The sequence below is a fragment of the Paenibacillus sp. Marseille-Q9583 genome (genome assembly GCF_976954365.1).
This window is the reverse complement of sequence record NZ_CDRJTB010000061.1, coordinates 24,174-44,105: the sequence shown is the minus strand read 5'-3', so window position 1 is coordinate 44,105 and position 19,932 is coordinate 24,174. Positions and strand designations below refer to the sequence as shown.

Below are 19,932 nucleotides of genomic sequence, written 5' to 3'. Positions count from 1 at the left end.
GCAAGACCACTGTTGAGTAATCGACAGTGGTTTTTTTGTTGTATTTTTGAAGAATTCATTAGGGTTCATTTTGAGATACTACATTAGAGATAGGTGTAAGCATTGGTGATGGGTATGGTGGATTGTATAATTCCACCACTAAATGTCCACTCTGTGCGGACAATAGTCCAATAATTCGCTTACGCGGGAGTCGTTTTTTGAATACCTACTCTGATGATGTAATGTTCTTGACAGTCCAAATGCCCTTTGCTAAGATGGCAATAATATATTTTTGGATAAGCATCTCAAACCTAAATTGAAGATATGAACTTGTTTAACTTCCAGATGTACAGAGTTGTCTGTCGTGAATGGACTTAAAGTCGAAGGTTCTTCTTTTAAATTATAAGAAGGTATGAGTTTCACGCTATACTTTATCCTTATAATTCTCGCATAAATGCTTACCATCCTTAAAAGGACGGCAAAGGCGTTTTAGCTTGTAAAGTTTGTAGGCGGGTATAATTTAAAAACAACCGAGGAGGAATGACCCAGGTGTGGAAAGATAAGTTTGGTAAAGAAGGTCTGACTTTTGATGATGTGCTGCTGGTTCCGCGTAAATCTGAGGTACTGCCGAAGGAAGTAGATTTGACTACAGTTCTAAGTAAGAATGTGAAGTTGAACATCCCGCTTATGAGTGCAGGTATGGACACAGTCACAGAAGCGGCTATGGCCATTGCTATTGCTCGTGAGGGTGGTATCGGGATTATTCACAAGAATATGCCTGTAGAGCAGCAAGCGGAAGAAGTGGATCGTGTAAAACGTTCCGAGAGCGGAGTTATTACTAATCCCTTCTCTCTTTCAGCAGAGCATCTGGTATCCGATGCTGAACTGCTGATGGGTAAATATCGTATTTCCGGAGTACCGATTGTAGATAGTGATAACAAACTGGTCGGTATTCTAACTAATAGAGATTTACGTTTTATTCATGACTTTAATATTCCAATCAAAGAAGTTATGACCCATGAGAATCTCGTGACTGCTGCTGTAGGTACGACACTTCAAGAAGCAGAAGGCATCTTACAACGTCATAAAATTGAGAAATTGCCGCTGGTGGACGAGAATAACGTTCTTAAGGGCCTAATCACAATTAAAGATATCGAGAAGGCGATTCAGTTCCCTAACGGAGCGAAAGATGCACATGGCCGTTTGCTGGTTGGAGCAGCTGTTGGTATCTCTAAAGATACATTCGAGCGTACTGCAGCGTTAGTGAAATCAGGTGTTGATTTGATCGTTGTCGATTCTGCACATGGTCACCACATTAATATTATTGAAGCCGTTCGCCAAATTCGTGAGTTGTATCCTGATCTTACGATTGTTGCCGGTAACGTAGCTACAGGCGAAGCAACCCGTGAACTTATTGAAGCTGGAGCTTCTGTAGTTAAAGTAGGTATTGGACCTGGATCTATCTGTACAACACGAGTTATCGCTGGTATCGGTGTTCCGCAGGTTACAGCCATTTATGATTGTGCAACGGTTGCTCGTGAATACGGAGTTCCTATCATCGCAGACGGTGGAATCAAGTACTCCGGTGAAATCACTAAGGCTATTGCCGCTGGTGCTCATGCAGTAATGATGGGAAGTATGTTTGCGGGTACAGAAGAAAGCCCAGGAGAATCGGAGCTTTATCAAGGCCGTAAATTTAAAGTATATCGTGGTATGGGCAGTATGAGTGCCATGAAACAAGGTAGTAAGGATCGTTATTTCCAGGATGACGATAAGAAGCTTGTTCCTGAAGGAATTGAGGGTCGTATCGCTTTTAAAGGGCCTCTTTCGGATACCGTTCATCAATTGATTGGCGGACTGCGTTCGGGTATGGGCTACTGTGGGACCAAGTCACTCGAAGAACTTCGGAATGACACTTCTTTCATTCGCATCACAAGTGCTGGACTTCGCGAAAGCCATCCACATGATGTGCAAATTACGAAAGAAGCGCCAAACTATTCCGTGTAATGGACTAGAAAGACTATTTTTTGGACAGACAGGACTATTTCGTCCTGTCTGTCTTTTTTTGCGTGTACCCCTGTGTTAGAATAGAACAAGCTATTGATATGAGGTTTAAAGGAGAGTAGTAATCATTGAAGCACAAACAAAAATCTAACGGTAAGCAATTTATGATTAAGACAGTCACAGTAGGTCTACTTTTAAATATGTTAGTTTCTACTCCACTTCCGGCATTCGCTGAGGAAGGTACGACAACGACAATACAAGCTGGTACTGCAACTCAGACGACTCAGAAAGCAGTAAAGATCCCTTCTGTGGAATCACTGGGTCTAAATTTGAAATCAGCGGTTCTAATAGAACCAACAACAGGTGAAGTTCTTCTATCTATGAATGCAGATGAGGCTTTGCCTCCAGCAAGTATGACTAAGATGATGACAGAGTATCTTGTAGCAGAAGCGGTGAAGACTGGACAGATTTCATGGGATCAAAAAGTCATAGTAGGGGAAAATGCGTCTAAACAGGTTGGCTCACGTATTTTTCTAGCGGAAAAAGACGAGCATACGGTTGAAGAGCTGTACATAGCAATGGCTGTCGGATCTGCAAATGATGCTACAGTAGCTTTGGCAGAACTGGTTTCCGGATCAGAATTGGAATTTGTAGAGCTAATGAATCAGACTGCCCAGAAGATGGGGATGAAAACTGCCTATTTTGTTAACTCTACTGGATTAGACAAAGCTGACATGCCTAAGAAGTACCGCTCAACTGATAAAAAAGAAAATGTAATGTCAGCGATGGATGCTGCGATCCTTGCCAAATATATCGTTACTGATCATCCTGATTTTAATAGATTTACAACGGTTCAGTCTTATAAGTTCCGTGAACGCGATACTGCTCCAATGATTAACTTTAACTGGATGTTGGAATCGAATAAGAATATACAGAATTTTAAGGCTTATGCTTATGAGGGATTGGATGGTTTGAAAACAGGCCATACCGCTAGGGCAAAATATTGTTTTGCAGGTACAGCTGTACGTGATGGCATGCGTCTGATAAGTGTAGTAATGGGGGCTAATACAGAGCCGCACCGATTTACTGAGACGAAGAAAGTACTCGATTACGGATTTAATAATTTTGAAATCAAACAGGTCGTAGCCCCTAAAGCAGTGATAGCCGGCAACGAAACCGTACCAGTTCTTAAAGGGAAAAATAAAAAGGTGTCTGTAGTTACGGATGAAGCTGTTTCGTTTATCGTCCCTAAAGGGACAACCTCCCCTCAAATTAAAACAACTGTTGAAATAAATGATCCAGCAACCTTAGTTGCTCCTATAGAACAATCTGCTAAAGTGGGTAAGGTTACTTATTCCTACCAAGTTGAAGGTATGTCTGATGTTCAGCAGAAGACAGTTAATCTGATTACTGTTGAAGAAGCGGAGAAAGCCGGTTGGTTCAGTTTATTCCTTAGAGCCATAGGAGATTTCTTCGGCGATTTATTTACAGGGATCAAGAACTTGTTCTAATGAATTTAGCATCGAAAATTGCGTTAAATCCGACTAAGTGGATTGTATATTTCCCTTCATTGGGGTAAAATTACAAGTTAGATTAAGATAGATCATTCGGGAGGCTAGGACATGGAAACTGGAACATCGCGAGTTAAAAGAGGCATGGCAGAAATGCAAAAAGGCGGCGTCATTATGGACGTCATGAATGCAGAACAAGCAAAAATTGCTGAGGCTGCGGGTGCAGTAGCTGTTATGGCATTGGAACGCGTGCCTTCTGATATTCGCGCAGCTGGCGGTGTAGCACGGATGGCCGATCCTACAATTGTAGAAGAGGTTATCAAAGTGGTAAGTATCCCTGTTATGGCTAAGGCTCGTATTGGCCATTACGTAGAAGCAAAGGTTCTGGAATCCTTGGGTGTTGACTATTTGGATGAGAGTGAAGTTCTTACTCCTGCTGATGAAGTCTTCCATATTAATAAACGTGAGTTCACTGTTCCGTTCGTATGTGGAGCTAAAGACTTGGGTGAAGCCTTGAGACGTATTAACGAAGGTGCATCCATGATCCGTACGAAAGGTGAACCTGGAACAGGCAACATTGTTGAAGCAGTGCGTCATATGCGCTTTATCAATAGTCAAATTCGCAAAGTAACTAATTTGTCCAAGGATGAGCTATATAATGAAGCTAAGAACCTGGGAGTTCCTTACGAGCTACTGCTTGAAGTGCATGAGCTTGGCAAGCTGCCGGTTGTTAACTTTGCTGCTGGCGGTGTAGCAACTCCTGCCGATGCTGCCCTGATGATGCATCTAGGTGCGGATGGTGTGTTTGTAGGCTCAGGTATTTTTAAATCGGACAACCCTGAGAAATTTGCCCGTGCGATCGTTGAAGCCACTACACACTATACTGATTACAAACTGATTGCAGAAGTATCTAAGAACCTTGGCGCACCAATGAAGGGGATTGATATTGCAACTCTAACCCCGGCTGAACGTATGTCGGAGCGTGGCCGTTAATAGAGAGAAGGTTGCCCGGATGAAAATAGGAGTACTGGCGCTTCAAGGCGCAGTTACGGAGCATATTGTTAGTATAGAGAAGACCGGAGCAGTGGGCGTACCAATCAAGCGAGTAGAGCAGCTTGAGGAGGTTGATGGGCTAATTATTCCTGGTGGTGAGAGTACAACGATCGGTAAACTGATGCGAAAGTATGGCTTCATCGAAGCCATACGTGATTTCTCCAATCAGGGCAAGCCGATTTTTGGAACATGCGCGGGTATGATTGTTCTGGCCAAACAAATTGCCGGTGGCGAACCAGGGCATTTGGAGCTAATGGATATTACGGTGGCTCGGAATGCATTCGGTCGTCAACGGGAAAGCTTTGAATGTGATCTGGAGGTTAAAGGAATTGATGAGCCAGTGCGTGCTGTTTTTATACGTGCACCGCTTATCAACGAGGTAGGCCCGGGTGTAGATGTGCTTACAGTCTATAATGATGAGATTGTAACTGCACGGGAGGGTAACCTGCTGGTGTCTTCTTTTCATCCAGAATTGACCGATGATTTCAGACTGCATCAATATTTTACTGATATGGTAGAGGCTACTAGGCAAGTGCAACAACAGAATCGCATATAAGAACATCCTGACTCTTTCAAAGCTGTAAGCAGCAATTTGAAAGAGTTTAGGCTGTTTTCAGGAGGGAAACTTTGTGTTAGACGTAAAAGTATTACGCAGTGATTACGCTCGAGTTGAACAAGCCTTAGAGAAACGGGGTAAATCACTGGATTTAATTGCTGATTTTCCACAACTTGATCTACGCAGACGTGAATTACTGCAAGAAACAGAAGGTCTTAAGAACCGTCGTAATACGGTTTCTGGTGAAGTAGCGAAGAAGAAAAAGAATGGTGAGCCAGCAGATGACCTAATTGCAGAAATGCGTACGGTATCTGACCGAATTAAAGAGCTTGATGACGAAGTACGTGAATTGGAAGTTCAGATTGCTGAACTTACTATGAGTATTCCGAATATTCCTCATGATTCAGTTCCATTTGGTAAATCTGAGGATGATAACGTAGAATTGCGTCGCTGGTCGGAGCCAAAAGAATTCGAATTTACTCCGAAATCACATTGGGAGCTTGCGCAGCAGCTCGATATTATTGATTTTGAAGCTGCAGCGAAGGTTACGGGATCTCGGTTTGTTTTTTATAAAGGACTGGGAGCACGTTTAGAGCGGGCGCTTATTAACTTTATGATGGATCTGCACAGTGGTGAGCATAACTATGAAGAAATGCTGCCGCCTTACATTGTGAATAAAGACAGCTTGTACGGAACAGGGCAACTTCCTAAGTTTGAGGAAGATCTGTTTAAGTTACGTGATACTGAATACTATTTGATTCCTACAGCGGAAGTACCTGTAACCAACTACTATCGCGAAGAGATTTTGACAGCAGCAGATCTACCTAAGTATCATGTAGCTTACAGCTCTTGTTTCCGTTCTGAGGCGGGTTCAGCTGGCCGTGATACTCGGGGTCTGATCCGTCAGCATCAATTCAACAAGGTAGAGCTGGTGAAGCTTACTACACCTGAATCCTCTTATGAGGAGTTAGAAAAAATGACAGCAGATGCTGAGCGTGTGCTGCAGCTTCTTGGATTGCCTTATCGCGTACTTGGGCTATGTACAGCTGATATGGGCTTTACATCGGCTAAGACGTACGATTTGGAAGTATGGCTGCCTGAGAGTGGAATGTACCGTGAGATCTCTTCTTGCTCAAATACGGAGGACTTCCAAGCGCGTCGGGCAAATATTCGTTTCCGTAAAGATCCGAAATCCAAACCTGAATTTGTTCATACACTGAACGGATCTGCTTTGGCTGTTGGGCGTACTGTTGCAGCAATTCTTGAGAATTATCAGCAAGAGGATGGTAGTGTTCTGATTCCGGAATGTCTACAACCATATATGCGCAATGTAAAATCGATCCAACCTAAAATTATTTAAGAAAATAGTTGCTTTTTCTTCGCACCATATGGTACAATTACTAATGCATGTGAAATTTATATGCATTTGGAGAGGTACCGAAGCGGTCATAACGGGGCGGTCTTGAAAACCGTTAGGGTGCAAGCCCACATGGGTTCGAATCCCATCCTCTCCGCCATTCCTTTATGAAATTTAAGAAATAAGCAGATAGAAACCGTCTCCTTTGGAGGCGGTTTTTTTGTTGTGCTTGAACTGGTACAGTTTTAGTTATTGTTTGATGAACCTAGTTCCATTGAGAATAAAAAGATTGATTTCTCCGCAATGTATTAGAGAAGGAGGATGATCATAATTATGGACAGACAATTGGAAGTAGATCAGCATAATCTTGTCTCGGCCTGGCAAGAACGCCTGCCTGCGTTAATGGAGGATGGGGACAGTTTCAATGTACTAGCGGATGATGGTGATCCGAATAGTCTGCTTATTCATTTTAATGCAGCAGGACGTCAAGGATACTCACTTGATTTTCGTTGCAGGTATGTAGATAGCAGGGAGGTCGCTGTTGATCTGCTTGATGTGGAGCAGAGTGGAATTCATATTGATGAGCATAGTGATGCAGTACAGCTATTAGCACAGCAGTATTCACGACAAATTCACGAATGTGCTCAGGCTCTACAGAATATAACTAATCCTTAGGAGGAATGAACAATGTCAAAGCCAAAAAGTATTCCAGTTCCCGGGGCACAGCCCAACGATGGCCAGCGTAGAAAGGAGCATAATTCTTCTGCACCAGAACCACTTTCTGGCTCTAAAAAGGTGAAGCAGGCTAATCATGTAGACCATCATAATCCGCAAGGATAACAAATAAAAACAATAAGAATTATAAAGAAGTGTTTCTTGATTTTTACAAATAGTTTATGATAAGTGGGGGAGATTTTTTTTACATGGGAGAGGAGAAAAATAATGAACAAAAAATGGGGTTTATCGGCCGCGGCACTGTTGCTTACAGCAGCAGTAATTCTGCCGGGATGTGCAAGTAAACAGGAGGCGCCAAAAGAGGCCTTAAAATCAGCTGCGTCAAAAGCGACTACGATGTCTTCATATGAGATGAAGAGTAAATTCTCGATCAATGATCTAACCATCGAGACTGCTGATGCTGAATCTGCTGCAATGACCACACAGGTACTCAGCATGCTCAAGAATGCTGATATTACCGTCGACGGGGTTTATCAGGCTGATCCAATGCAGACAGAGCTAACTATGGTTCTGAATCTCAAGGGCGATATGAGCATGAGCTTCAATGTCCCTATGGTGATGACCACTGAGAAGTTGTATGTTAAGATTCCATCGATTCCGTTCTTCCCGATTCCGGAGACAATCGTTAACAAGTTTGTAGAGGTGGATCTGAAGGCGTTGGCAGAGCAAGAGGGTGCTGAGTTTAATCCAAGCTCTCTGGATACGCAGAAAATGCAAAAGTTCTCTAATGAAGTGATGGACACTGTACTAGCTGAATATGATGAAGGAAAGTATTTCAAAGAGCTTAGTCCAAAGGAAGCAAATTTACCAGAAGGTGTTGAAGCTAAACAAGTCGTTCAGTTCCAAGTGACAAACGATAATGTTAAAGAAGCAATCACCATCTTTGTGAATAATGCCCTGCCTAAAATCATTGATATTGTGAGCAAGGAAGAATACAAGGATATGCTGCAGATTAATGATGCTGATCTGGCTAAGGCTAAAGAAGAGATCACATCAAGTGAAACTAGAACTGAATTCGATAAGAGTTTGGCGGATCTTGATAAGTATCTTACAATTAATCAGTTCCACTACAATACAGCGATCAATAAAGACGGATTCCCTGTGTATCAGGATTTATTGATGGACATTAAAGTAAATGATCCGGAAGATGGCACGAACGTAGCCTTCTCTGTAAACGGAACAGGTCAATATGGCAAGATTAACGAGAAGCCAGCGTTCAAGATTGGCATTCCTCAGGGCGATGATGTAATTACAATGGATCAACTAGAGGAGCAATTCGGTAGCTTGGGGACTTATTAATAAGAAGTTACGAGAGAAAGACCCGCATGTTGCGTATGATATACGCCCATGCGGGTCTTTTTATTCGAAAAAAAGATTTTAATTCTGAACGAGTCAGTAGGAAGTTATTTATGTTCATCCGGTAATACATCTTCGGCCAATATTGAGTAGGTTTGATGATCCTGCCACTGGCCGTTTATTTTGAGATACCGGCGGGCGATACCTTCAGGTTTAAATCCGCTCTTCTCCAGCACCCTCCGAGAAGCCTCGTTATGCAATAAGATGGCTGCTTGAACCCTATGAAGACCTAAGGCTCGAAAAGCGTAGCCGAGAACTAATCCGACCGCAGCGGTCATGTAACCTTTTGCCTGCATCCGATGATCCATTAAATAGCCTAAATCAGCATACTGAGCTACACCTCTTGAGACATTAGATAGCGTGATTTGACCTATTAGTTGTCCATCAAGCAGATAGACACCGAACATATAGGCTTTGTCCTCCAGAGCATCCTCCAGACGCTGATTGATGATCCGTCGTTGACTCTCCAAAGTGTAGAATTGCTCATCGCGTTTTGGTTCAAATGGTTCATGTATTAGTCGATTATTCAAACGCAGCTCTAGTAAGTTCTCTGTATCCTTTAGCTCTAGAGGAGAAATATAGATGCCATGTGAGGTATGATATAAAGTAAGGGTCATTTCAGGTCTCTCCTTTTTCTAAATATAAGAAAGTATAAGTTTAGCACCTATACTTTATGTTTTATATTTCTCGCTTAAACGCTTACCGTCCTTATAAGGACGCCGAAGGCGTTTATGCTTGTTTCGATGGTTTTTGACGTAAACGACGAAAGAATGAGGTCAGTAGGTCTGCACATTCTTCTTGTAAAATCCCCTGAATCACTTCGGTGCGATGGTTAAAACGCGGTTCTTCAAGCAAGTTCATGAGGGTCCCAGCACATCCAGCCTTAGGATCAGGAGTGCCATATACAGTGAGGGGTACTCTTGATTGTACAATCGCTCCCGCACACATAGGACAAGGCTCTAAAGTAACATACAGCTGGCAATCCAGCAGTCGCCATGAGTTCAAGACATTGCTGGCCTCACGAATGGCAACCATTTCTGCATGAGCTGTAGAATCCATTGTAGTTTCTCTTAAATTGTATCCACGTCCGATAATTTCACCATGCCATACGATGATCGCCCCAATGGGAACCTCCCCTAATGCTTCAGCCTTGCGGGCTTCTGCTATCGCCTGCCTCATCCAGTGTTCATGAACCGCTCGCATATCATCTAACGATCCACCTGCTTTAATATTCAAGATCATCTTCCCTTCCTTTATATCCATTGTACAACGAACAAATATTCGTTCTTAACAAAATGTGCATAACTCTGTGGATAACCGCCTACTTATGCACATTTTTGTACACATCGTTTTATAATAAAATGTTTATATGTGCATAAGCTGTGGATGGTTTCTTAAAATATAAGAAAATATAAGTTTCACGCTATACTTATCCTTATATTTCGCGATATTTCGCGCTTAAAACGCTTCCCGTCCGTATAAGGACGTCGAAGGCATTTATACTTTTATATTGTAGAGAAAGACCTTTTGAATTTCAATATTTCTTGAACAGGAACGCTTCATTGAAATGTCTTTTCAAATGTGAGGGCAAAAGGTATGATGTTTATTGTAGGCCCCGCAAGGATTTACCAGTGGATAAGAGGTGAACAAACAGTTTGTCCATAAAGACAAAACTATCTGCTATTATTTTTGGGGCGGTGTTGCTAATTTTAGCACTGAACCTGACATTTAACCTTTATGCCGCCCAAAATAATCTACGGAATGAAAGTATTAATAATATGCAACTAACCGCTATGCAAATGGCCGTTTCTGTAGAACAAAGTAACTATAGCTCTAACTATGTAGAATATCAAATTGCGCATAATTTAAGGATGGCGGCTATCTTTGCCTCCGAGGAGCTGGACCCTGACTATAAGAATGTGACGAATGAAGAACTCAAGGCCCTAACTTCCAAGGTGGGCGTGTCTAATATTTCAATTCTGGTAAAGACTGATAATGATATTGTAATAGCAAGGTCTTCGGTGCCTAGTGATATTGGGGTGTCCACAAAGGACTGGGGGTACTGGTATCTGGCCTTTTTGGAGTTGTTCGATAATCAGGAGGTATCCGTGGGTCAGGGGCAGGCCATGGACCATTTTTGGTCAGGCCCTTTTGATTATTCAACCTACAATCTCGATTTCATTGAGAAGTGGGGATATTACCATGATGAAGAGAGCAACTACATCATAAATCCTGTTATTCTTAATACTGCAGCCAGCGACTATGTTAAGATTACCAATCCCGATCAAATCGCAGCGCAGACAAAAGAAGCTAATCCAGGGATCTTAGAACTCACAGGATTTAACCCAGTAACATTTGGTTCAGCAAGTATGAAGGCTGACGGAACTGACACATTGAATAAGAATCTTGGTAACCGTCCCATTAAGTACGGCACCTATACTTATGGTAATGTGGAGCAGGATAGAACAGCAATTCTATTGGCTCAGGAGAAGCAGAAGCCGGTTACACTGGAGACGAAAGTGCTTGGAAAAAGAGTGCTCAAAAGCTTCATCCCTATCCAATCACCTGGAGTGAAAGCTTATGTGATTGGAGTCGTTTTGGATTACTCCGTGATTTCATCTGTAGTTCATGAACAATTAATTAATAATCTGACAACGTCACTGTTATTACTTACATTATTCTTGTTATGTAGTTACATACTGTCTGGATTTGTTACTCGTCCTATTCAGGCGATACTTGCCAAAGTCAACGATGTAGCCAAAGGGAAATTCGAGCCTCCACTTAAGGTAACTAGCCGGGATGAGTTAGGGCAGCTGGCACTACGAATCAACGCTATGACGGCTCATCTCATGCAGCGCACTAATCGACTCAAACAGACACTGGAAGAGAATCGAGCAGTTAAGGAGCATTTGGAATCGGTTATTAATGGAACCTCTGATGCGATACATACGATCGATATGGACGGCCGAATTACTAGTACGAACAGAGCCTTCGAAGAGCTGTATGGATGGAGTGCCAAAGAGGTGCTAGGGAATAAGCCTTACCTTGTGCCTGCGACAGCGCTTAAGCAGGAGGAAGAGCGGCTTGATGCGTTAAAGAGTGGTGCGGTTCTACCACCAATTGAAACCATAAGACTTAAACGTGATGGAACAATTGTTGAAGTTAGTGTTAGTACCTCAGTGATTCGTGATGAAGACGGGTATCCACATTCCTTTATTCACGTCTCACGTGATATGACGGAACGTAACCGAATGGAGGAACTGCTTAGACGCTCTGAGAAGCTGACTACAGTTGGCCAATTAGCCGCGGGAGTAGCTCATGAGATTCGTAATCCTCTTACGACGCTAAAAGGATTTCTGCAGCTTCAACAAGAAAAGCAGATTTTGGTCCCCCTCCATATTGAACTGATGTTGTCCGAGCTCGAGCGGATTAATCTGATCGTAAGTGAATTTTTGATTTTGGCCAAGCCTCAAGCTGTTCATTTCCAGGAAAAAGATGTGCGGGATATCCTTGGTGACGTGGTTTCTCTATTAGATAGTCAAGCTCATTTGTTTGGGATTCAGTTTAGTGCGACATTCTCTGAATATCCATCCACCGTACATTGTGAAGTGAACCAGCTAAAGCAGGTATTTATTAACATCGTCAAAAATGCTATTGAAGCTATGCCTGATGGTGGTGTGATTTCAATGGAGTTAAGAAATACTTTAGATTCTGTCTTCATTCTTATTTCAGATCAAGGCGAAGGAATTCCTAAGGACATGCTGCCAAAGCTGGGTGAGCCCTTCTTCACCAATAAGGAGTCGGGAACAGGTTTAGGGCTAATGATTAGCCAACGTATTATTCAGGCTCATAAGGGTCATTTGGAAATACAAAGTGAAGTGGGTCAAGGGACAACTGTTATGATCAAGCTGCCTGCAGCTGGTACGGATACCCCTTGGCTTAATATTAAGGATGAACGGAGTGAAGGACAACGTGAGAATTAATAAATTCATCAGTGAGACAGGGTACTGTTCACGCCGTGAAGCAGATAAGCTGGTGGAAGGTGGTAGAGTTACGATCAACGGACAACCTGCTGTGCTTGGCAGTCAGGCCGTTCCAGGCGATGATGTGAGAATAGATGGTATTGCGCTTGAAACATCAAGCCAGACGGTTTACATTGCGTTAAACAAGCCTGTGGGTATCACTTCAACTACAGAGCAGCATATTAAGGGGAATATTGTTGATTTTGTGGGTCATCATGAGCGAATCTTCCCGATTGGGCGGCTCGATAAGGATTCAGAGGGATTGATTCTGCTTACCAATGATGGGGACATCGTTAACAAGATTTTGCGGGCCGAAGGTCGGCATGAAAAAGAGTATGTTGTTACTGTAGACAGACCGATTACGCCATCATTTATTACCGGCATGTCCAGTGGCGTAAAGATATTAGGTGAAAAGACGCTGCCTTGTGAGGTCACTCGTATTACAGAGCGTGTATTCCGTATTATTTTGACGGAGGGTAAGAATCGTCAGATCCGCCGTATGTGCAGCGCTTTTGGCTACGAGGTTAGAAAGCTGCAACGCATTCGGATTATGAATATTCGTCTAGGGGCATTACAAACAGGAGAATGGCGTGAGCTGTCTGCTGAAGAGAAGCAAGAACTTGGAGCTACACTGAACTATAAACTTCTATAACGCAGAAGAACCTAGATTTGAATACAATGTGTCAAAAAAGAGCTGTTCCATCGGTCTAAGACCTTGGGACAGCTCTTTATGCTTGTAATAGGATAATCATTATTCATCGGAAGGAGCAATACCTGAGAACTCTTTGGTTTCTTGATATTTACGAATAATGGATACTTCAACCCGGCGGTTCTTACTTCGTCCAACAGCTGTTGTATTTTCAGAAATGGGGTGGTACTCCCCATAACCAATCGCACTAAATTTCCGTGGATTCAGATTCGTATTCGTCAGCAAGATCTTCATAAACTGAAGGGCACGATCCGCGCTCAGGTCCCAGTTGGAAGAATAATTGCTATTAGAGATAGGGATATTGTCGGTATGTCCTTGCACGACTACGTCATAATCCGGGAATTGCTGCAGCATGGTTGAGATGGACTTTGCTAATTGACGAGAATCATCTTTAACTACAGCCTGTCCGGAAGCGAACAGCGCGTTATCGCTTATCGTAATCATAAGCTGAGACTGATTGAGCTTAGTGCTAAGAAGATCGGTTAGACCGTTCTTGCTGATATATTGATCAAACTGCTTTTTAAGCTTCTCTAAATCCTCTTGTTCCTTTTGCCGCAGCTTAGCCATTTCTGTTTGTTCGTTTTTCTTGGCTACTGATTTATCCATTTGATCATTTTTTCCTAAATCCTCTTGAGTCTTAGATGGCATTGCCGCCCGCTCTTCAAGAATACCTGTGCCGCCATTAAGAGCGGAACTGAAGGCTTGACTCATCTCTTCGAATTTTTTGGCATCCGTTGCACTCATAGAATACATTACGATGAACAAGGCTACCAGAAGGGTCATAAGATCAGAATATGGCAGTAGCCACGATTCATCGGCGTGTTCTTCATGCTCCTCGTGTCGTTTAGTCTTTTTGCTCACCCGATCCACCCTCCTTCTGATCATTTAACTTAGCTCGTTCCGAAGGTGTCAGGAAGACAGCAAGCTTCTGATTGATGGCAATAGTGGATACACCGGATTGTATGGACAGTAGACCTTCAACCATCATCATTCGAACTTCAATTTCACGTTTGGAAAGTCGTTTTAGCTTATTGGCAATAGGATGCCATAATACGTAACCTGTAAAGATACCGAGTAGTGTTGCAATGAAGGCAGCCCCGATTGCTGCAGCCAATTTGTTCATATCACTCATATCAGCCAGAGCGGCGATAAGTCCAATAACAGCCCCGAGTACCCCGAGTGTAGGAGCATACATACCTGCTTGTGTGAAAATGAGCGCGCCTGCTTTATGTCTATCCTCTGTGGCATGGATGTCCTCCATGAGAACATCGCGGACAAAGTCCTGGTCATTCCCATCAATAATCATCCGCATGCCGTTTCTGAGGAAGTTATCTTCTATTTCATCGACTTTAGATTCAAGAGCCAGTAGACCTTCACGCCGTGTAATAGAAGCCCATTCCATAAACATAGTAATTAATTCCGATTTACTGATTAATTTCTTTTTGACAAAAATTATTTTAAACAGACTTGGAATCTTTTTGACCTCCGAGATTGGAAAGGCCATAAAGATGGAGGCCGCCGTCCCCACTAAGATAATAACGTAAGCAGCGGGTGTGGCTAAAGCGTGAAGAGGAGCGTGCTTGAGGATCATACCCCAAATTACTGCAACTAGACCAAAAATTAAACCGAGTATTGTTGAAATTTCCATTATGCACCTCGTCCATGAGATTATAAGATGTGTTCCGACAAAGCCGCGTATATCATCCTTGAAACAGCGGCAAGGCACTCTGTTCGAAACCGAATAACGTATATTCTTATTTATCGACATCATTCCGTTTTTTGTGAAGTCATTTTTTCGGCTATAATGGATAAGGTAAGTAATTATTCATCTGTGGAGAAAACGGAGTGATACATGTGGGTGTAAAGCATGGTAGAGATTACGGTGAAATTCTGACGGATTTAACCGAGGCTGTCGGACGAATTTCCGATGGGTACTTATTTTTTGAAATGGATCCGGAAGAGTGGCAAGAACTGCCGCAGGAATCCAAGCTGGAGGTATGGGAGGCGCTGGCTGAGGATCTTTTCTTCGCGCTGGGTAATGAACCTATGATTGAGGTGGGGAGCGGCGTTATCATCTACGATAAGGACACGCACCGCATTAATATTTTAGTCGGAGAAGAGGATTTAGCCTCTGTTGTTTTGATTTAAGAAGAGGGGCCGGCGGGGCGTAATTTGCCCGTAGTTAGTAGCCCGTGTTAAAATTGGTGTAGCCGAGTTATAATCGCTGGGATTCTTGAATACATTTAATCGAAAATATTGCCTTTATCCTGGCACATCCCTTGGACCTCAGAAGCTAAGGGATGTTTTGTTTAACGAATAAGACGAGTAAAGGGACCTGCGGATTTTACTGCAATTTTTAGTAAGGGAGGAAACGAATTGTTATTTACCGAAGAAGAACTGCGTGAGCAGATCAGCAAGCTGGAAGGTTGGAAGCTGGAAGAGAATACCATGGTGCGAAAATATATGTTCAGCCAATATATGAAGGGTATTGCTTTCGTTGATGAAGTAGCCACCATTTCAGAAGCCTTTGATCACCATCCACATATTACGATTGATTATAAGACAGTGACTTTACGACTGAAATCAAATGAGGAAGACGGAATTACAGCTCTAGATATTCGAGAGGCACATGAATTTAATGAAGCCTTTGAGAAAAATCGTTAGTGTCGCCCAAACTCATAAATAAACGCCCGTGCGCAGATAGTGAACTATCTTCTGGCACGGGCGTTTTTAGTTGCTTAGGTAGTAGTTACTGTTACTTTTTCTCTGAGAGCCAGAGGGCGACGTTTGCAATCTCCTCAGGGGCTAGCTTTTCTTTAAAGGAAGGCATTTGACCTCGTCCTTTAGTGACGATACTGTAGATTTCTTCAGCATCATGCTGACCGCCTTCATTTTGAAGACTGGGTCCAACTCCACCTTGAAGCTGATCGCCGTGACAGGTGATACAGCTGGCTTTCACGGTTGCTTCGGCCTTTGCCGCATCCAATTGGACTTCCGGCATCGTCGGCTTATTCTGTTCAGCTACCTCTTCTTTACCTGGAAGTGTAAACATAAGTACTACCGCAAAGGCACAGGCGGCAAAAAACAAACCGCTCATGATCCATTTCTGCATCCCAGTTCGTCCCTTCTATGTAAGCTGCTCCCTACATTATAGCTCAAGGTGAAGCGTTATCATAGGGTTTGTGACAAAAAAATGAACGATAATGCCATCAAATCATTGAAAAATATGGAATTTTATATTATTTATCATAGACCATGCAATAAAAAGGTTTGTTTCCTGTGGGGGTTAGGCGTTCATACGTATCGGTAATTGTAAATCCACACTTTTGGTAAGTTCGGATCGCCCGCTGGTTCCAGGTCAATACCTCTAGATCAATCTCACGCTCAGGATAACGAAGCAAGGCTGTTTGCACGATTACATCCATGAATATTTTTCCTAGACCTTGACCACATAGATCAGGGCGCATACCAATCCCCAAGCGAACAACACCTTCCATTGGAAACAACTGCGCGAATCCACACAACATCCCTTGCCCATTTAATATGGAGACATATTGCTCATTCCGTAGCTGCGGGTCACCGAACTCGATTCCAAGAGCCTGCATTTGCTCCCACGGCATCCAGCCGTAAATATTATAAGGGGCAGTGTAATCCCAGTTGCAAATCTCTTCCGCGTGACTGGTCTCCATAGGCGCTACATGAAAAGTAACAGGGGGATTTATCATAAGGTCAAGAACCTCCTTTCACGGGGCGACTTAAAATGTCTTGTATTTCTAGCTTAAAATACTTATGGTCCTTATAAGGAGATCGAAGGCGTTTATGCTTGTAACTAATTATATACAAAAAGAGGCATGGTCGACTCAGAAATTTATGAAGATTATTGTTTTACAAATTCTGAGAGGGGTAAATACTAAATAAGACAAAAAACAAGCTCTTCCCCAAGAATCAACATCTTGGAAAAGAGCCTATGTACGATTTACTTATTGAACATCATCATTATCTTCTGTCTCAGAAGCAACAGAATGATAAGCATCCGTGCTCATAATTCGTTTAGCACCGATGTAGCGTTTCACGTAGTAGCTATCACTCAGGGAGCTAATCGTTACACCGCGTGAGGAAGATGCGTGTGCAAACTTGCCTTCACCGACATAAATACCGACATGGGAGACACCCTTACCACTTGTATTGAAGAATACAAGATCTCCAGATCTTAAATCATCTTGGGAGATAGCAGTACCCATTTGATACTGGGAACCTGATTGGTGTGGTAGGTTTATACCAATTTTATCAAATACATACATTGTAAATCCGGAGCAATCAAATCCATTTGTGGAGATGCCGCCGGATACGTACTTAGTTCCGATGGTCTTGTCGATCACTTTATCCATTTTGGAATCCGCGAAAGCGCTTCCTGCTCCGATGGTGAAAATAATGGAAAAGCTAAGTACTGCTGCTGCTAGCTTCTTCTTCAAAAGTTTATACCCCTTCCGGATGCCTACGAGGTTAGCTTAAGGGTTCGGTTGAAGGTCCCCTATGACCCCTCTAAAAATGGAGGTCAATTCACCCAAAGTTGGTTCCCCCGTTTTCCTAATAGTTAGGAAACTCGGCTGATACTGTTGATTAGGAATAGCTTGTAATCAATACATGACAAAACCTTTGTAAATAACAACTTAATGATTACAAAAATGTTACTAAAATCTTACTGCAGTTATTGTAACAAACAGAGTGCCGCTTGGCAATCGTTTTTAACATAATCATGCAGAAAATTTCGTTTTTTTAAAGACAAAATGCATATGTAAGCGATAATATTAAACTAATTTTTATATTTATTGAAATTTTTATCAAATAAAAGTGTTTAAAGTCCGTTCTGGAGGTGTAAAGAATATAATAAGGCAAAATAAAACCTGGATTCGATTAAGTTAATAATCAAACCCAGGTCTATATAATGTAATTGTGAGGTTATAGTTGTGGGGAAGTATTAATCGTAGGCTATAGCTTGATATGAGGAAGTACTCATTACTCTTTTAGCACCAACGTAGCGATTGGCCCAGTAGGACTGGCTAAGTGAAGTGATGGTCACGCCATATGAAGATGATGATTGTGCGAATTTTCCGTTTCCAACATAAATGCCGACATGGGATACGCCGTTGCCTAATGTGTTAAAGAAAACTAGGTCACCTGAACGTAATTTACTTTTGGCTACAGGAGTTCCGACATTATATTGAGCTTTTGAAGTACGGGGCAAAGAAAGACCCACCTTCTTGAATACATACGTAGTAAATCCAGAACAGTCAAACCCGGCAGTGCTAGTGCCTCCGGTTTTATAGGCAACTCCAATTGTCTTTGAAATAACACTGTCCATCTTAGAATCTGCAAAGGCACTTCCTCCACCAATAGAGAACGCCATCACAAGTCCTAGCGCCGCAGCGACGCATGCTTTTCTTAAATTCTTCAAAAAAATTGTACCCCTTCCAATGCCTGTGAGGTTAGCTTAAGGATTCGGTAGAAGGTTCCCCTATGATCACTGCAAAGCGAGATCAATTCACCCAAAATATGGTTCCCCCACTTCCCGGTGCAAGGAATTCGGCGTTTTATGCACCAGATAGTGACTTATCGACATGACTACGACAAATACATGAAGTTATGTAGAAATCGTTTCAAATGATTACAAACTTGTTACCAATGGAACAGGACTTATTGTAACAAAGTCTTTACGATTTTGCAAATCCTCATAATTTGTCTATAACGCGAAAGAGTCCCAGCTCCTGATTCAGGAACCGGGACTCTTATATTATGTTCTGTAATGCTTCAAATTATTGTGGAAATGCTTTACTGTGCCATAGATGATACTGAGCTGAAATTCCCCACATTTTGAAGAGTGTTGAGGGCAGTGATGAAAGTTGACGAATAAGAAGTGCTGGTAGGCCAGGACAGAAGATACCCGTTAGTCCGCACACTAGCAAAAGGATCAGGCCTGCTGCACCAAGTATGATTGAAATTCCTATTGCCGGAATCAGCGACTTCAAGCAAATGAATAAGGAGGAGAACATCCCCGTGCCGCTGGTATAACCAAACTGCATATATAGAAGGAACAGGCGCACGATAAAGATGTATATAAGCCATGCCAATACGTATGGAACTAGATGAAGTAACAAAGAGTAGTTCAGAAAGGAGGACAAGAATAGCCCGTACATTTTTGGAGCAAGCCAGTATAACGGAAGTAGAGCCAGCACCCATTCGATTAGACTGAAGATAAACACTGGAAATCCATAAAGCTTCATACCGGGAAAAAAGAACAGGCCCCGCTCTCCTTTTCGCTCCTGATGGAGTTCATGCAGTAATCCTGCCCTTATGAAGGGGGAGAGTAGCAGTCGTAAGACAACAAGCCCTAGGAACATCCATAACCAAGTACGTATCGCAGGATCTGTGTTTAAGCTGAACTGCCCTTCGACATAATAGAGTAGTCTGCCCATTCCGCTGCCACCAGCGTCTTTATCTGGATAGCGCAGTAGAATTGGAACGATAGCAGACCGGATGAAGCCGTACATAAAGTAGCCCCAGAGCAGTCGGTAGATGAAGAGCAGAATCAGAATATAAAATTGCTCCTTCATGCTTTGCCAGCCGCGGGTTATCGATGTTCTCACAATCAT

General features: G+C 42.6%; 21 protein-coding genes, 1 tRNA gene and 2 riboswitches. Of the genes, 13 read left to right on the top strand and 9 right to left on the bottom strand.

The features are described from left to right. The first annotated feature begins 528 nt into the window (after positions 1-528). From guaB to ACWNM1_RS23205, 9 genes are all read left to right on the top strand, one after another. Positions 529-1,986 carry an IMP dehydrogenase gene (guaB, locus tag ACWNM1_RS23245; RefSeq protein WP_234540954.1) on the top strand — a complete coding sequence of 486 codons (1,458 nt, stop codon included), beginning with the start codon at positions 529-531 and terminating at the stop codon, positions 1,984-1,986. Between the two features lie 161 nt (positions 1,987-2,147). After that, the gene (locus ACWNM1_RS23240; RefSeq protein WP_449602805.1) at positions 2,148-3,494 is read left to right on the top strand and encodes a D-alanyl-D-alanine carboxypeptidase family protein; all 1,347 of its coding nucleotides are present in this window, start codon (positions 2,148-2,150) and stop codon (positions 3,492-3,494) included. A 111-nt stretch (positions 3,495-3,605) separates the two neighbouring features. Then, entirely contained in the window at positions 3,606-4,487 is an 882-nt protein-coding gene (gene pdxS, locus ACWNM1_RS23235) for a pyridoxal 5'-phosphate synthase lyase subunit PdxS (RefSeq protein ID WP_042123186.1), read from the top strand. A gap of 19 nt (positions 4,488-4,506) precedes the next feature. After that, complete coding sequence (pdxT, locus tag ACWNM1_RS23230) at positions 4,507-5,103, top strand: pyridoxal 5'-phosphate synthase glutaminase subunit PdxT (RefSeq protein WP_449602800.1); 597 nt, start codon at positions 4,507-4,509, stop codon at positions 5,101-5,103. Positions 5,104-5,176: 73 nt separating this feature from the next. After that, on the top strand, positions 5,177-6,463 hold the full coding sequence (serS, locus tag ACWNM1_RS23225; RefSeq protein ID WP_449602799.1) for a serine--tRNA ligase: 1,287 nt from the start codon (positions 5,177-5,179) through the stop codon (positions 6,461-6,463). Positions 6,464-6,531: 68 nt separating this feature from the next. Next, positions 6,532-6,620 (top strand) — tRNA-Ser (locus ACWNM1_RS23220). A 173-nt stretch (positions 6,621-6,793) separates the two neighbouring features. Continuing rightward, the gene (locus tag ACWNM1_RS23215) at positions 6,794-7,135 is read left to right on the top strand and encodes a hypothetical protein (RefSeq protein WP_042183934.1); all 342 of its coding nucleotides are present in this window, start codon (positions 6,794-6,796) and stop codon (positions 7,133-7,135) included. Between the two features lie 12 nt (positions 7,136-7,147). After that, positions 7,148-7,300, top strand: a complete 153-nt coding sequence (locus tag ACWNM1_RS23210) for a small acid-soluble spore protein P (protein WP_042183936.1) — start codon at positions 7,148-7,150, stop codon at positions 7,298-7,300. Between the two features lie 102 nt (positions 7,301-7,402). After that, positions 7,403-8,494 (top strand): hypothetical protein, encoded by a 1,092-nt coding sequence (locus tag ACWNM1_RS23205; RefSeq protein WP_449602798.1) that lies wholly within the window; start codon positions 7,403-7,405, stop codon positions 8,492-8,494. Positions 8,495-8,598: 104 nt separating this feature from the next. On the opposite strand, the gene ACWNM1_RS23200 is transcribed toward ACWNM1_RS23205, so the two are convergent. Beyond that, positions 8,599-9,168, bottom strand: a complete 570-nt coding sequence (locus tag ACWNM1_RS23200; RefSeq protein ID WP_449602797.1) for a GNAT family N-acetyltransferase — start codon at positions 9,166-9,168, stop codon at positions 8,599-8,601. 112 nt (positions 9,169-9,280) lie between these two features. After that, a complete protein-coding gene (gene tadA / locus ACWNM1_RS23195; RefSeq protein ID WP_449602804.1) occupies positions 9,281-9,754 on the bottom strand; it encodes a tRNA adenosine(34) deaminase TadA in 474 nt (157 codons plus the stop codon). A 452-nt stretch (positions 9,755-10,206) separates the two neighbouring features. On the opposite strand from tadA, the gene ACWNM1_RS23190 reads away from it, so the two are divergent. Further along, positions 10,207-12,534 carry an ATP-binding protein gene (locus ACWNM1_RS23190; RefSeq protein WP_449602796.1) on the top strand — a complete coding sequence of 776 codons (2,328 nt, stop codon included), beginning with the start codon at positions 10,207-10,209 and terminating at the stop codon, positions 12,532-12,534. Then, a complete protein-coding gene (gene rluF, locus ACWNM1_RS23185) occupies positions 12,524-13,225 on the top strand; it encodes a 23S rRNA pseudouridine(2604) synthase RluF (protein ID WP_449602803.1) in 702 nt (233 codons plus the stop codon). The genes ACWNM1_RS23190 and rluF overlap by 11 nt, the downstream gene beginning before the upstream one ends. 99 nt (positions 13,226-13,324) lie before the next feature. Here the strand turns inward: rluF and motB are convergent, their stop codons facing one another. Beyond that, entirely contained in the window at positions 13,325-14,143 is an 819-nt protein-coding gene (gene motB / locus ACWNM1_RS23180; RefSeq protein ID WP_449602795.1) for a flagellar motor protein MotB, read from the bottom strand. Continuing rightward, positions 14,127-14,930, bottom strand: coding sequence for a flagellar motor stator protein MotA (motA, locus tag ACWNM1_RS23175; RefSeq protein ID WP_449602794.1), 804 nt, complete (start codon positions 14,928-14,930; stop codon positions 14,127-14,129). Before motA ends, motB begins: the two co-directional genes overlap by 17 nt. Before the next feature lie 206 nt (positions 14,931-15,136). Here motA and ACWNM1_RS23170 point away from each other — a divergent pair, with 206 nt between their 5' ends. Beyond that, positions 15,137-15,430 carry a hypothetical protein gene (locus ACWNM1_RS23170; RefSeq protein WP_060623910.1) on the top strand — a complete coding sequence of 98 codons (294 nt, stop codon included), beginning with the start codon at positions 15,137-15,139 and terminating at the stop codon, positions 15,428-15,430. A gap of 228 nt (positions 15,431-15,658) precedes the next feature. Then, a complete protein-coding gene (locus ACWNM1_RS23165; RefSeq protein ID WP_042123209.1) occupies positions 15,659-15,946 on the top strand; it encodes a 4a-hydroxytetrahydrobiopterin dehydratase in 288 nt (95 codons plus the stop codon). A gap of 91 nt (positions 15,947-16,037) precedes the next feature. Here ACWNM1_RS23165 and ACWNM1_RS23160 read toward each other — a convergent pair whose 3' ends face one another. From ACWNM1_RS23160 to ACWNM1_RS23140, 5 genes are all read right to left on the bottom strand, one after another. Beyond that, positions 16,038-16,394: a c-type cytochrome gene (locus ACWNM1_RS23160; RefSeq protein WP_042183950.1), complete on the bottom strand. Its 357-nt coding sequence runs from the start codon at positions 16,392-16,394 to the stop codon at positions 16,038-16,040. A gap of 127 nt (positions 16,395-16,521) precedes the next feature. Next, positions 16,522-17,007, bottom strand: a complete 486-nt coding sequence (locus ACWNM1_RS23155; RefSeq protein WP_449602793.1) for a GNAT family N-acetyltransferase — start codon at positions 17,005-17,007, stop codon at positions 16,522-16,524. A gap of 255 nt (positions 17,008-17,262) precedes the next feature. Next, complete coding sequence (locus ACWNM1_RS23150; RefSeq protein WP_042183954.1) at positions 17,263-17,754, bottom strand: C40 family peptidase; 492 nt, start codon at positions 17,752-17,754, stop codon at positions 17,263-17,265. 5 nt (positions 17,755-17,759) lie between these two features. Further along, a riboswitch (cyclic di-AMP (ydaO/yuaA leader) is annotated at positions 17,760-17,901 on the bottom strand. Between the two features lie 359 nt (positions 17,902-18,260). After that, complete coding sequence (locus tag ACWNM1_RS23145; RefSeq protein ID WP_042193080.1) at positions 18,261-18,689, bottom strand: C40 family peptidase; 429 nt, start codon at positions 18,687-18,689, stop codon at positions 18,261-18,263. Between the two features lie 53 nt (positions 18,690-18,742). Continuing rightward, positions 18,743-18,881: riboswitch (cyclic di-AMP (ydaO/yuaA leader) on the bottom strand. 214 nt (positions 18,882-19,095) lie between these two features. Continuing rightward, entirely contained in the window at positions 19,096-19,926 is an 831-nt protein-coding gene (locus ACWNM1_RS23140) for a hypothetical protein (RefSeq protein WP_341126937.1), read from the bottom strand. Positions 19,927-19,932: the final 6 nt, after the last annotated feature.